Source organism: Thainema salinarum CENA647, assembly GCF_057732415.1.
Genome location: NZ_JBYJZJ010000022.1, coordinates 1,384,587 through 1,398,512, shown reverse-complemented (window position 1 = coordinate 1,398,512; position 13,926 = coordinate 1,384,587). Strand labels below are relative to the sequence as shown.

The window sequence follows — 13,926 nt, the reverse complement described above, 5'->3', positions numbered from 1 at the left end:
AAACTGAATGAATTAGCAGTCACGCAATTAGATTTGAGGTGGTCTTTCCGTGAATTAGCTGTAGATGCCTTCTATAGACTCAGGATATGCTGATTATCAGAGTGACACTCTAGCTGTGCAGCTACACAGCCGTTCCTGCTAACCTAGTAACTTCGACTTCAACAGCTTAGCTGCTCGTCGATTTTTATCTCACTCTGATTTTCCTGTTCTCTGTACGCTATCGTTTTCCACCAATCAGACCACAATCAGAACTCCCGTTATCAAAAGTTCTATGCAATCGTCCTTCAATCCCCGCTCAGTAAATACTGCCGACGCTGTATTTTTTCCCGATGCAGGTGTTATCGATGCAGGTCAGGTCAATCAGCAAGAGGTCTCGACTCAGGTTGCATCCGATCCGATTCAGTTCCACGGCAGCTACATTGGCAGCATGGAAATGAACGCCGATCCTGACACCGTCGCCAAATATCTCGACGTTCATCAGGAATGGTTCCACCGCTGCGCTCATCCGATGACCGTAGATGCGATCGCAACTAATGGCTATGCAATCACCATTGGTCGCTACGGCTCATTTGGCTACGAGGTCGAACCCAAAGTTGGTCTACACTTACTCCCTCAAGACGAAGGAGTGTATCGGATTCAAACTATTCCCGTTCCCGGTTATGAACCACCTGGATACGACGTTGACTTCCAGGCTGCGCTACAGCTCAAGGAGGGCACACCAGAACCCAGTACGGGCATTGAGATTACCACCCATGTCGAGTGGGATTTAGATCTCAAGGTCTACATCAAATTCCCCCGCTTTATCCGGGCACTGCCGATGTCGCTGATTCAGTCGACGGGCGACAAGCTGCTGAATCAGGTTGTCCGTCAGGTTTCCCGCCGTCTGACCTACAAAGTCCAGGAAGATTTTCACTCCACTCGGGGTCTTCCTCTACCGAAGTCAGCTAAGAAACGCTAGCAGCACTCAATTTTACAAAACGAAAGCGGACAGCACTGCTGTCCGCTTTCGTTTTAATTGGGCCAGGATAAACGTTATGTAGGGGCAAATGGCCATTTGCCCCTAACCCAGCATTAAATTCGCTGATCCAGCACTCTATCAATCAGGCGCGTGACCTCCGTTGCCATGCGGGCATCGGCACGGCGGGCTTCTTCATCGGGATCGCTAAGGGCTTGGGCCACCAGCAGCGTGAAGCTGAAGCTGTGCGCCGTACCGGAGACGGGCAAGCCAAATTGAACAAAGGCCGTGTAGCTGAGTTCAGTGCGATCGCGGATTTGGCTACGGCCAAAGCCCAGCTTGGACAGGATAACTGGACGGACAGGTTCAACGCCCAATTGTTTGAAGGCCAGATCTACATAGCGAGCCGGATCTCGACCCAGCGGCGTGACTAGGCTGGAGAGACTATGCCACTGCGCTCCCGGTAGGCGACTGGTGGCGGCCAGATGCCAGTGCCAGCCCAGCATCGTCATTAGCCGCGTCAGGTCGTAGGCAGAAATTGCGTTGTTGCCGCGATGCTCCACATTCGGTGTTGTCAACACAACTCGATTGGTCACGGGATTGACCAGTTCCGGCTGCTGAAAAAACGGCGGTTCCCCATAGCGGCCCTGAAACATGAGCTGGTGATTACCCGTCAGCTCCCGCAGCCACTGCTGGAGACTCAGCGGCGTGTTGAAGCGCTTCAGGCCCGCAGAGATGGCGTTGGAACTGCCGATAGTGGCGGCATAGGTGACAACGTCATCGGCCAGTTGAGAAAACTGATAGCTGCTCGCGCTGCCGCGATCGCGAATTTGGAGCTGATCAATCGGCGTAGTCGGCAACAGGCGATTGGCGCGCATAATCAGATTCAGCAGCGGCACAATTTTGGTCGTACTCCAAAACTCCACGTTGCTCAGCGCTTGCCGCCCAAACCACTGGGTGCGGATGGGTTCCGCTTCTGATACCGCCATCCCCAGGCATAAACAAGCCTGTTTGACATCGGGATGGAGGAAATCTAAGCCCTCCGGCTCAATCACAGGCCGCACATTGATCTGCGGATAGGGTTGCGATCGCACATCTTGACGAGTCGGAATCTGAGATCGCGACCGAAGCCGATTGCTGTAAGCATCAACGGCAGTGCGGTAGGGTGATTGTTCAATGCCTCGATCCAAAAAGGCCAGCTTTGCAGCATTAAATTCCGCTTCCTGGGCCAAAAAGTACTGATACAATTCGTCATCGGAAAGGGGCTGGCGAAATGACATAGACGTACCGAATTTATCGCTAAAAATTGGGCTTCAGCGGCAATCTTACCGTTACCTGCGTCCCGCCAAGCGCATCTGATGACTGAATCGTCAGCATGCCGTTGTGAGCCTCAATGATTCGTTTAGTAATGGCCAAGCCCAAACCGTTGCCGGAGGATTTGGTGGTGAAAAATGGTTTGGTCAACTGGGCCAGCGTCTCGGCTGGAATCGGTTGACCCGCGTTGAACACATCGACATAAATCTGCTGCTTAGCGGTGTTAAGGCTGACGGTACAAGTGACGCAAGTTTGAGGCGCAACGGCTTCGCAGGCGTTGCTAATAATGTTAATAAACACCTGATGCAGCTTATCGCGATCGCACTCTACCCAGGCGGGCTGATCAGACGGAATGAGCTGAATGAGTCGTTCAACCGCAGCAGGCATTTCCCGCAGCGGCATGAGAATTTCTTCCAAAAACTGATTCAGTTCCAGTCGCTGATACTCCAACTGCTGCTGTTTGGCATAGAGCAAAATTTCATTCAGCAACCGCTGGAGCCGTTCTGATTCCTCTAGCGCCAGTTCCAGACGCGCTTGAAATCGCGGCGACAAGTCCAACGACTTAAACGAGTTCAGCCCCATCCACACGGTGGTCAGCGGATTGCGGACTTCATGCACGATCATGGCCGCCAGTTCGCCAATTTCGGCCAGTCGCTCCAGTGCCTGCTCGGTCTGCTTGCGCTCGGTGATGTCCCTGGCCAGCGCTAAGATAAACGACTCGCCACAGGCGGCAAATCGACCTGCCCGCACTTCCACCGGAAAAACGGAACCGTCCCGACGCCGATGGGTGCCCGTTAGTGTAATTGGCACTCCCGGTTGAAGTCGCTGCCAAAGCTGCCCAAATTCCGCCAGCGTAATTTCCTGCTGCACGTCGGTAACGAACATGTGCAGCAGTTCCTCGCGGGAGTACCCCAGATTTTGGCAGGCTTGCTGATTCACGTCGGCAATTTTTCCCGCCTGCGTCACCACAAAAAAGGCATCGGCAGCCTGTTCAACCAGGGCACGGAACCGCATTTCGCTACCGCGCAGCGCTTCCTCCATTTGCTTGCGCTCGGTGATGTCATTCACGACCGAGAGAATACAGTCCTGCTGATTAATTGTGATCCGCTCTGCCGAAAATAAAACAGTGTGGAGCTGATGGTTGCGATCGCAAAACTGATATTCCTGATTAAACACCATGCCCTCGGCCTGAACCTGCCGCACCATCTCAATTCGATCTTGATGATTCACCCACAAATTAAGCGCCCAGGACATTTGACCAATCACGTCTTCGCGTTCTGCCCCGTACAGGGCCAGAAAACTCTGATTCACTTCGATGATTTTCCCGGCTTCTAAGGTGCTGATGATGATCGGGTTGGGACTGGAGCGAAAGGCTTTAGAAAACTTCTCTTCCGATGCCCGCAGGCTGGCTTCAGCCCGATCCCGTTCTGCGATCGCATCTGTCACCTGCTGATACATCTGCTCAAAGGCGGCAATCATGTCGCCCAGCTCATCCTGACGCCGAAACCGCAGTGAGTTGAACTCCGGCGTAGGGTGATTCTGTCGTGCCGCCTGCCCTGCCCGCAGCAAATCCTGGCGCAGCAGCAGAATCGGCGTAATCAGCATCGGCTCTAGCACAATCAGCGTCGCCATCGTCACAAACAGCGAGATGATCAGCACCAGTCCCGCAATCCGGGCAATAAACAGATAGACTTCCCGCCGCACGCCGGAGGCATCGTGGCGAACGACCAGAATGTATCGTCCGTCCAGCGGCGACATTTCCCACACAGAATCGTAACGGCGATCGGCCCGATTCAGATAATTCGTGCGGCCATTCTGCACAATATCCTGAATGGATAGCTGGGGCGGTTCGAGAAAGGTGCCGACTAAATCGCCATCGGCTTCATACAGTGCGCCCCCTTTGACGTTGGGCATCTGCTCAAGTTGCTGGAGTCGTTCTAGCAGTTCGACCCCGGATAGCGCGGGTTCACTTTGGCTGAGAATCCCAGAGGCTTCGGCGGTTGAGAGTTCTTCTAGATAGTCCAGTAACTCTCGCTCTCTCCGATAAACGGAGGGAATGAGAATGATGGCTTCAATCACGACAATGCTGGCAAATACCCACAGCACAATCCGCCGCGATAGACGCGCTTGGAATAAGTGGAGTAAGGCTTGGGCACGGGTTCTCACAGCCAGCCACAGATGATTACTGCATCACTTATTATGTCTCAATCCGTCTCTTTGCTCTCGTCAAAGTTATAGAGCCCTGCGGATGCAAGTGAGATCGCACTTGCTCATGAGACTGCGATCTCACTTGCGGTGCTATAACTGGCATGGTTCGCAATGGGAATGTATCTGTGCATTGAATTGCGATCGCGCGGCTGCACCGCAGAACGCTTGGCTTTGCGGCGTACCGGAGCGCAGCGTAGGTGCGTCCGCCAACAGCCACTGGTTCTGTGATGGTAGCTCACTCTGGCAGACCCTCGAACTTTGGCACTTCCCCTAACTCTCCATCCCAGGCAGCTTTGCTAGATGTGAAAATGTGCGCTGTTGGTAACATAGAGATCTTAGTGTCCAAACACCCTGCGGGAACGACGAGCAAACCTGCGATCTGAGTGCTTGGCAATGCTGAACCACACAACTTACAAAAACTTTTATTGTGACGAGTGCCCGGAAGCGTAAAGGAAGTCACAGCATCGGGACCCGACTGCCAGATCAATTTAGCTGACTGTGAAAATAGATTTGCCGCATGAGCAGAACCTGTGTCCTTTTGGCAATGCTGGCAATGACACAGGTAAAAGCTATCGAAGTCGCCTTGTACCTCAAACCTCACAGTGCCACACAGGCAAGAACCGAAATAATCAGTCATCAAAACCCCTTCTACAGCCTGTGGGCAAATTACACATAACGCCCCCGTTCACCCGCCGCTAGTAGCCTTTCGTTCTCAACCACGTTCCTTGGTACGGTTGGCGTGCAACGAGATTGTTAGAACGTTCTCTCCAATCGCTTATGATCAATATGTTCTCTCAAGTTCGGGGACAGTCTAGGACTTGAGTATCTTCAATATTTGTCATGAATCTCTAGTAAGTAAAATTACTCTGACTCTTTATCGTTATGAGAATCTGAACTTTGAGCATCCTCGTCAATATCAGTTGAAGTTCGGCTTGAATCAGATGCTTGCTGTCGCAGTGATCCGCTTTGTTCCCAAAACATCGTGATAGTCATAACCACAAACGCTGGCAAAGAGACTAACAGGACTATAGGAATTACCAAAGGAGAAAGCATCCTAATTTTAGGATTTTGGGAACTTCTCACTGCATGGTAAACACGTTGTGGGTAAGTAAGATATCTAGCCACACCAACCATTATTTTTAGGTAAAGAGGAGACATAGACTTAAAGATTCAGTAGATAGTCATATATTTCCCACCTACGTCGGCAAAATACAATAAAGGGATTTTACTTTGCTCTAACTCCTACACATAAATATCGGTCTAACAATTATTAGACTGAATCTTTCTGTATAAGATTCCTCATTGGGCGATTAAGCTGAAAAATTCAGTATAACCACCCCACAATTCCAAACTCATGCTGTTTAGAGCTTATTTAGTATCTCTCAATATGTATTCACTCCATGCAGCCGTCTCAGCGCGATTGCAAATTTTGCAGAGTGCATTGATGGAATGTAACGCCTTTTCTGTTTAAATCTGAGGTGAGGCTGATATTTGGAAAAAGTGCGATTGCACTGACCTAGTATTTCTGTCAGTGAACCTAGATTGACTCCGCAGGCCAAATCTCGTACTGTGAAACGTTAAGTTGCCATGCAAACATCACCTGCACTCGGCAACCGGATACCAAAAATCTAGTCAACGCGACCCAGAATTGTTTGCGCCAACTCTGAGCCGCTAACCCCAACGTTGGCATAGGCAACGCAGGGCTCAGGAGATTATAACCCTCCTGTAGCCCCCCTGCTTTGCGCTTCAAATCGCGGGGGGGCTAGATTTTTGGCTTTCCTCTCGAAAGTCAAAAACAGGAGAAAACAATGACATATTTCATCCTCGGTGCTGCACCCCATGCAGCGCCACAGCCTGCTGCGACCCATCCCAGCGTTTCACCGCGCGACAGTCGCCATCCCCTGCGGGTTATCCTGCTCGGCACCCGCCCCGACATCATCATCACCGTCAAAAACCTGCATCGACGCGGCTTTGCCGAAGCCAACGAATGGAGCCAGCCGATTCCCTGCCCCAGTGCAGGCGACGTGGTGCGGCTCCTGCCCCGTCACCCCGAGGATCAGCTCAGCATCCTGACTCGCTATCTGAGCTGATTGCCCTCACCTCTTCTCATGATGCTTGCCGAAACATCCCATGTCCGCGCAGCAAGTCCAGGAACATGAAGACAGCGGGCGAGAGCAGTGTATCAGACAGTGTGACAGCACCGATGACGCGTTCGAGTGGTACAGGTAGCGATCGCACTTGCACCCCGTCGGGAATCGGTAATGCAGCCAAACGAGGCAAGATGGCAGCTCCCAGTCCCTGAGCGACCATGCTGACAATGGTGGAATCTTCCTTAATCGTGTAGGCCACGGTCAGCGGTTGATTCCACCTAGCCCAGTGTTCGCGCACGGCAGAGGTGCATTCGGCATAGTTGAGCAAGATAAACGAGTGCATCGCCAAAGCCTGCCAGGTCAGCAGGTCGGGGACGGGACCAGCGGCTTCTGACAGTAGCGCCACATATTCATCGCGTACAATTTCCCAGCTATCAAACTCGTCCGATCGCGGCAGGGGCACGAGGCCAATATCGACCTGGCCTTCCCGCAGCGCTTGCTCAATCCCTGCCGGATCGTTTTCCACGATTTCCACTTCTACGGTGGGAAACCGATGACAAAACTGAGCAATTTTCTGCGGCAGGATATGGGTGGCAACGCTGCGAATCGAGGCAATCCGCACCCGCCCACCGTGCAGACCCTTCTCACGATTCACCTCATGCTCCATGCTGTCCCGCAGTTGCACAATCTGCTCCGCATGGGCAATCACCCGCTCACCAATCGGTGTAGGACGTGCGCCAAATCGGCCCCGTGACAGCAGCGCCACACCTAACTCGTCTTCCAAAGCTGCGATCGCACGACTGACGGCTGACTGGGACAGATCCAGCGTCTGAGCCGCCAGGGAAAAGCTGCCGCAATTGACAACCGCCAAAAGAATCCGCAGGTGAAAAATGTTCATCTAGGCTATCTATTCGCTTTCTGCATAGATGTGAACCGCCAAGAGTTTTGATCTTCGAGAAACCGCCAGGTTAGCGTGTAGCTACCCGTGAAATTCTTGACTTTTATTTACATTTAACAAGGCGGCCAATCCAATCATGTACGAGTTAATACCCTTTGAAAAATTCCGCGATACGCCCAACGTTCGCTTTTTTGATATCACGATTTCCAGCTCCAACGCCCGCGATCTAGTTTTTCACGACGGCCCAGCCACCAGCCCCAACAACTCAGAAATAGGCCATTGGCAGTTTTACCTGCATCCCAATCAGGAAGACAATCTGCTTGCCCTCAGCGGTGGTCGCACCTTCTGCCTAGTCAATTTGGCCTGGGAGCAGCCCGTGCATATTGTGCGACTGGATGCCAATCAGGATATTTTAAGAATTCCACCAGGAACGTTCCATCGCTCCGTGTCTGATCCCAATGGCTCCCTGGTGCTGAATCAGGCCGTCCGCACCCAACGCGCCACCGTCGCCAGCGAATTCCGCGTCTACAACAGCGGCGACATCCCCCGCCTGCAAGACGTGTTAAACGCTTATCAGCCCTGGAATCACGTTTATTTTCATCAGTGCGATCGCACTTACCGAGCCGCATAAACTTACGCATTGCCGCTCAAAATCTAAAATCCAAAACCCAAAATCCAAAATCGGTATCTCCAAATCCAAAATCTCGGCACAATTGTGCCAACAAACGGTGGACTCAAAAATAGCTGTAAAGTTTCTGCCCTGATAGCGGGAGTTTTTCGCTAGGATCTAAACCGCTCCACTGTGCCGCATGTAGGTATTCAACGTTGGCTGTTCCGAACCTTTGGTTATTGGTAGGTCCCCCTGTGATTGGTGGTGTAATTGGCTATTTCACCAATGACATCGCCCTCAAGATGCTGTTTCGACCCTATCGCCCGATTTACATTGCGGGTAGACGATTACCCTTCACCCCTGGCTTAATTCCCAGCAACCAAGAACGCTTAGCGCAGCGGGTTGCCGACACGATTATGGGTTCGCTGCTCACGCCAGAGGAGCTACAGCGACTGGCGCGGCGGCTGCTGCAAACCGAGCGGATGCAGGCCGCCATTTACTGGCTGCTGCAACTGGTGCGCGAGCAGATCCAAACCAGTTCCAAAGATCGCACGGTGCAGGTGATTGCCAATATTCTGCGCGATTTCTTTGGCGAATCTCTGCCGCGTCTGCTGAAGGTGCTGGCCCGTCGCAGCGATTTTCTTGAAGATCAGCTCAATCAGCTGTTCGATCAGGTTTTGCTGGAATTTCAGCTCAGCGATCGTCAAGCCGATCAGCTCTCCATCTGGATTTTGCAGGTGGTGCTGCCACCGGACACGATTCGGCAGGCTATTGTTGATTTCCTGACCGATCGCAATATTCAAACCATTGACGAAGGGTTCCGTGAACGCACCAGCGGCACCTACTGGGTTGTTGCCAATCTATTCGGCCTGCGAAATGCCCTGACCCGTCTACGCACGTTCTGTTTAGACGACCGGGAAGAGAGCAACGCCCGGATTGCTGAATTAATTCAATCCCTGGGCGTCAAAGATCGGCTGAAGGAATGGCTGCAAAACTTCACCCTGCAATCCCTGCCGGTTTCTACCGTGCGCCAGCTCCGGAAAACGGTGAGAGAAACGGTCAGGGCCTATATCCGCGATCGCGGATCGGATGTGCTGCAAAGCCTTGGTGAATCAATTGATTGGGAAAATATGGCTGCCCTAGTGGTCAACAGTCTCCAGCAGTCTGAAGTGGTGAACAGCTCCCTCGATCCGGTTAGTCAAGAACTAGCGCTGGTACTAGAGCGATATCTAGAACGAGATCTGGAAAATATCGTCGCCAAAGCCATTCCCATTTTGAATATCGACCAGGTGATCATTGACCGGGTGAAATCAACCTCACCTAAAGATTTAGAAGTGGCTGTTCAGACAATCGTGAAAAACGAACTACAGGCCATTGTGAACCTGGGGGGTGTACTCGGTTTTATCATCGGTGGATTTCAAGCAGTTTGGCTGATCCTTCAGTCCTAGGTGATCTCCAACTAAAAAGGGGCGCGATGCGCCCCTTTTTGATCGGTTGTATCAAGTCTTTACATAAGAGCCCAATTTATTGTTTGTGAACCGTTTGCTTCGCAAACGGTTCACAAACAATAAATTGGGTTTTCAACTAGGCTTGGATATTATTCGGAGTCTTCCGCTGCTGCTAACGCCGCTTGTGTTTTCTCTCGATCGAGCTTGAAGACCACCACACCCAGCGGAGGTAGACAAACATCTAACGAGTGATAGTGTCCGTGTGCGCTCCAATCATCAGCCCACTTGCCGCCGTAGTTGCCCATACCGCTGCCGCCGTACTCTTTGGCATCGCTGTTAAACAGCTCTTTGTAATAGCCCGGTAGCGGTACGCCCACTTTGTAATGGCTGTGGGGCTGCGGCGTAAAATTGCAGACTGTGACCGTGAAGTCTTCTTCGTAGCCGTTGACCTTGCGCATGAAGGAAATCACGCTGTGGCTGTTGTCATTACAATCAACCCACTCAAAACCATCGTAGGAGAAGTCATCCATGTAGAGGGATGGCTCACTGCGATAGAAGTGGTTGAGGTCGGTCATGAACTTCTTGAGCTTTCGGTGCGGCTCATACTGGAGCATATCCCACTCCAAATCACCCCACACATTCCACTCGCTCCACTGGCCATACTCCATGCTCATGAACAGCGTTTTCTTGCCAGGGTGGGTAAACATAAAAGTGTAGAGCGCTCGCATATTGGCAAACTTCTGCCAGCGATCGCCCGGCATCTTGCCCAGCATGTTGCTCTTGCCGTGTACCACCTCATCATGGGAGAGCGCCAGCATAAAGTTTTCGCTGAAGGCGTACATGATGCTGAAGGTCAGATTGTTCTGATGGAACTGGCGGAACCAAGGATCCATCGCGAAGTAGTCCAGCATGTCGTGCATCCAGCCCATGTTCCACTTCAGGTTGAAGCCAAGACCACCCACATAGGTTGGCCAGGACACCATCGGCCAGGATGTTGATTCCTCTGCGATTGACAACGAGCCAGGATAGTAGCTGAAAATAACGTGGTTGACCTGTCGGAGGAAATCTGCCGCTTCAATATTCTCGCGACCGCCATACTCATTGGGAAGCCACTCGTCCCGCAGGTAGTCAAGATAGAGCATGGATGCCACTGCGTCGACTCGAATACCGTCGATGTGATACTTGTCGAACCAGAACAGAGCGTTAGCAACTAAAAAGTTACGCACTTCATTGCGGGCGTAGTTAAAGACCAGCGTACCCCATTCTTTATGCTCACCTTTGCGCGGATCGCCGTGTTCATAAAGGTGCGTTCCATCAAATAGCGCTAGACCATGCCCATCTTTCGGGAAGTGACCCGGTACCCAGTCCACCAGCACACCAATACCGTTTAGGTGACACTGATCAATGAAGTACATCAGGTCTTCCGGCGAACCATAGCGGGAGGTGGCGGCGTAGTAGCCTGTCACTTGATAGCCCCAGGAGCCATCAAACGGGTGTTCGGCAATGGGCAAGACTTCAATATGAGTGAAGCCCAGTTCTTTCACATAAGGAATTAACCGATCGGCGAGTTCCCGATAAGTTAAGAATCGCGCACCCGGCTTCAAATCTGCCGCTGCAACAGGCGGAATAATGTTGCCGTGGGCATCACGACCGGGATTGTCCCAATCACCGTGCATCCAGGAGCCAAGGTGAACTTCATAAACTGAAATGGGCTGCTTGAGCGCATCGCGATCGCGCCGTTGCTCTAGCCACTCTTGGTCATGCCATTCAAAGGAATCTAAGTCCGCCACAATGGAAGCCGTCTTGGGCCGAACCTCCTGCTGGAAGCCATAGGGATCGGATTTTTCGTAGATGTGTCCGGCGTAGTTTTTGATTTCGTACTTGTAGTGAGTGCCGTAATCCAGGTCAGGAATGAAGAGTTCCCACACGCCGTTGCCGAGCTTGCGCATCTGATGTTTACGACCATCCCAGTAATTGAAGTCACCCAAAACCGATACATTGCGAGCATTGGGTGCCCAAACCGCAAAGTAAACACCTTTGACATCATCAATGGTTAGAACGTGAGCACCGAGCTTCTCGTAGATCCGATGGTGATTGCCTTCTGCAAATAAATGGAAATCCATTTCCTGGAACTGGCAGTCCCGGAATGCATAGGGGTCGTGAATGGTGCGTTCGTGTTCTCCCTCTTTGACGCGAAGCTGATAGTTTTTCAGATCGAAGTCTTCGATAACACACTCAAAGAAGTGGGGATGATGAACAGACTGCATCGGGAATTCTTGCCGCTCTTCTGGGCAAACAACCGTTACGGCGCTGGCTTCGGGCTGATAGGCTCGCACAACCCAAACCGAATGGCCATTTTCCTGAATACGATGCGGACCCAGTACCTCAAACGGATCATGATGATGGTTCCAAACAATGCGATCGATTTGGTCTGGAGCAACGGACATCACCATAGAATCTACCTTCCTAGCCTGATTAAGCTGATTTGAGAAAATGGTTGCTGGCTTAAAAATACAGCGTCGCTGGCAACATTTGTTAAAAGAACTGCAATAAACCGTATCAAATTCACGGGGAACACTCAAATAATCTATTGCGTTGGGAGTCGGAGAGGAAGAATCGGAGGGTGGATTTGTAGAGGGTGGGAGAGCGTGGGGGAGTGGGGGAGTGGGAGGGCTGTAAAGAAAGTGAGGCGAGAGGAGTGAGGCGTAAAAAGGGCTGTAAGGCTCAGACCTACTTGTCCTTAACACTCAGCATTCAGCACTCTAAATCCAAAATCCAAAATCCCCAGTACTTAGCACTCAAGCCTTAGTTCTCTAAATCCAAAATCCAAAATCTAAAATCCAAAATCCCCAGCGCTTTGCGCTTTATTTCAGCAGAAACGGAAAGAAGGTGCGGATGGCGCGGCGGAGGCGGAGGAGGACAATGATTTCTTGAATTTGGGCGGCGACGACAGGATCGGTGGGGTCTTCTTGTAAGAGGGCTTGGAGTTCGGCGTATTCGGCAGCGGTGAGCAGTTCGCCGTCAATGGGCGATCGCGCTTCGGTGATGATTTCGGTGCGGAGAATTTCTTCGGGGGTATCTTCGGGTGGAGGGAGACAGCGACCAAGGGATGTGAAGCTGGTGGATAGGATAGTGCTCAGAGCTGCGATCGCAACTCTTCTGCTCCATGTTCTGCGCTGTTTGTGCTTGATCTGCCGTTGTTGCATAGGGACGGATACGGTACACGGTGGTTTAAATTTCTGACCAATCAGATTAATACAACTCATACTTCATAAGTTGGCAGGGAAGTGAGCCGTTGTAGACCGGAAAGCGCTGGGCGGATTTGAGGCCAATCGTTTTCGACAGCTCTTTGTTGCCGCTGAGGACGAAGGCTGTCCAGCCTTTGAATTGCTGTTTGAGTACGTCTCCCAGAAGCTTATAGAATGCGCCCAGTTCCTTGGCCGATCCGAGTCGCTCACCGTAGGGCGGATTGCACATCAGGATGCCACTATCGGCAGGTGCTTCCACGTCGGCCAGTTCAGCAATGCTGAACTGCACCCGGTCGGAAACGCCGCAGTTTTTGGCATTGGTGCGAGCCTGCTGGATGACATCGGAGTTGCGATCGCAGCCACCAATCCAGCTTGCCAGTTGCTCAGAGCGAGCAACCTGAGCAGAGGCCACCAACTGGTCAAACAGCTCAGCGTCGTAATCAGGCCAGGTTTGAAAGCCAAAGCGATCGCGAAATAGACCGGGCGCAATATTCAGGGATTTTAGACTGGCTTCTAGCGGCAGTGTTCCTGAACCACAGAGCGGATCGAAAAAAGGCTGATCCACTTGCCACTTGGAGAGTTGAATCAACGCTGTAGCCAGGGATTCCTTGAGCGGTGCTGCGCCGACGGCTGGCCGATAGCCGCGCCGATGCAGACTGCTGCCGGAGCTGTCGAGGCTGACCGTTGCGCGATCGCGATGCAGATGCAGGTTAATCTGCACATCGGCAGCTTCGGTATCGACATTGGAGCGCTCGCCAAACTGCCGCTGCTGCTGATCCACAATCGCATTCTTCGCTTGAAGCGCGGTGAAGTGGGTATGGTTCAACTGCTGGGTTTTGCCTGTGGCTCGTACTGACAAGGTTTGGGCTGGGGTGAGATAGAGTGCCCAGTCGATTTGCTGAATGCCGCTGTAAAGCTCGTCAGCATCGCGACAGGAAAATTCCGCGATTTGCAGCAGAATCCGAAACGGCAGCCGCGCCCAGAGATTAACCCGATACAGCAAGGTGCGATCGCCTGTGAACGATACGCCGCAAAAGCCCAGTTCTACGGCATCTGCGCCCAACTGCCGCAGTTCCTCAGCCGCTAACTCTTCCAGTCCCCGCGCTACCGTAGCAAAATAGTGTGTCATACAAGATTGTGAGAAGTGCGATCGCA

The 13,926-nt window shown here is 52.1% G+C and carries 12 protein-coding genes; 5 read left to right on the top strand and 7 right to left on the bottom strand.

All coding sequences use genetic code 11. The features are described 5' to 3' along the window. Positions 1–271: 271 nt before the first annotated feature. Entirely contained in the window at positions 272–958 is a 687-nt protein-coding gene (locus tag AC286M_RS12930; RefSeq protein ID WP_488204790.1) for a DUF1997 domain-containing protein, read from the top strand. Between the two features lie 113 nt (positions 959–1,071). Here AC286M_RS12930 and AC286M_RS12925 read toward each other — a convergent pair whose 3' ends face one another. Together AC286M_RS12925 and AC286M_RS12920 are read right to left on the bottom strand one after the other, a co-directional pair. Further along, positions 1,072–2,235 (bottom strand): hypothetical protein, encoded by a 1,164-nt coding sequence (locus AC286M_RS12925; protein WP_488204789.1) that lies wholly within the window; start codon positions 2,233–2,235, stop codon positions 1,072–1,074. Between the two features lie 19 nt (positions 2,236–2,254). Continuing rightward, a complete protein-coding gene (locus AC286M_RS12920) occupies positions 2,255–4,435 on the bottom strand; it encodes a PAS domain S-box protein (protein ID WP_488204788.1) in 2,181 nt (726 codons plus the stop codon). 106 nt (positions 4,436–4,541) lie between these two features. On the opposite strand from AC286M_RS12920, the gene AC286M_RS12915 reads away from it, so the two are divergent. After that, positions 4,542–4,751: a hypothetical protein gene (locus tag AC286M_RS12915; RefSeq protein ID WP_488208884.1), complete on the top strand. Its 210-nt coding sequence runs from the start codon at positions 4,542–4,544 to the stop codon at positions 4,749–4,751. Here AC286M_RS12915 and AC286M_RS12910 read toward each other — a convergent pair. Then, positions 4,713–5,114 (bottom strand): GFA family protein, encoded by a 402-nt coding sequence (locus AC286M_RS12910; protein ID WP_488204787.1) that lies wholly within the window; start codon positions 5,112–5,114, stop codon positions 4,713–4,715. The genes AC286M_RS12915 and AC286M_RS12910 overlap by 39 nt on opposite strands. A gap of 1,171 nt (positions 5,115–6,285) precedes the next feature. On the opposite strand from AC286M_RS12910, the gene AC286M_RS12905 reads away from it, so the two are divergent. Next, positions 6,286–6,567: a hypothetical protein gene (locus AC286M_RS12905; protein WP_488204786.1), complete on the top strand. Its 282-nt coding sequence runs from the start codon at positions 6,286–6,288 to the stop codon at positions 6,565–6,567. Positions 6,568–6,583: 16 nt separating this feature from the next. Here the strand turns inward: AC286M_RS12905 and AC286M_RS12900 are convergent, their stop codons facing one another. Next, on the bottom strand, positions 6,584–7,465 hold the full coding sequence (locus tag AC286M_RS12900) for a LysR family transcriptional regulator (RefSeq protein WP_488204785.1): 882 nt from the start codon (positions 7,463–7,465) through the stop codon (positions 6,584–6,586). Between the two features lie 136 nt (positions 7,466–7,601). Between AC286M_RS12900 and AC286M_RS12895 the strand changes: the two genes are divergently transcribed. Further along, on the top strand, positions 7,602–8,096 hold the full coding sequence (locus AC286M_RS12895) for a redox protein (protein ID WP_488204784.1): 495 nt from the start codon (positions 7,602–7,604) through the stop codon (positions 8,094–8,096). A 218-nt stretch (positions 8,097–8,314) separates the two neighbouring features. Next, entirely contained in the window at positions 8,315–9,523 is a 1,209-nt protein-coding gene (locus AC286M_RS12890; RefSeq protein WP_488204783.1) for a DUF445 domain-containing protein, read from the top strand. A 149-nt stretch (positions 9,524–9,672) separates the two neighbouring features. Here the strand turns inward: AC286M_RS12890 and glgB are convergent, their stop codons facing one another. From glgB to AC286M_RS12875, 3 genes are all read right to left on the bottom strand, one after another. Then, positions 9,673–11,976, bottom strand: coding sequence for a 1,4-alpha-glucan branching protein GlgB (glgB, locus tag AC286M_RS12885; RefSeq protein ID WP_488204782.1), 2,304 nt, complete (start codon positions 11,974–11,976; stop codon positions 9,673–9,675). Positions 11,977–12,387: 411 nt separating this feature from the next. Continuing rightward, positions 12,388–12,729: a hypothetical protein gene (locus tag AC286M_RS12880; RefSeq protein ID WP_488204781.1), complete on the bottom strand. Its 342-nt coding sequence runs from the start codon at positions 12,727–12,729 to the stop codon at positions 12,388–12,390. 46 nt (positions 12,730–12,775) lie between these two features. Continuing rightward, complete coding sequence (locus AC286M_RS12875; RefSeq protein WP_488204780.1) at positions 12,776–13,900, bottom strand: THUMP domain-containing class I SAM-dependent RNA methyltransferase; 1,125 nt, start codon at positions 13,898–13,900, stop codon at positions 12,776–12,778. Positions 13,901–13,926 lie beyond the last annotated feature (26 nt).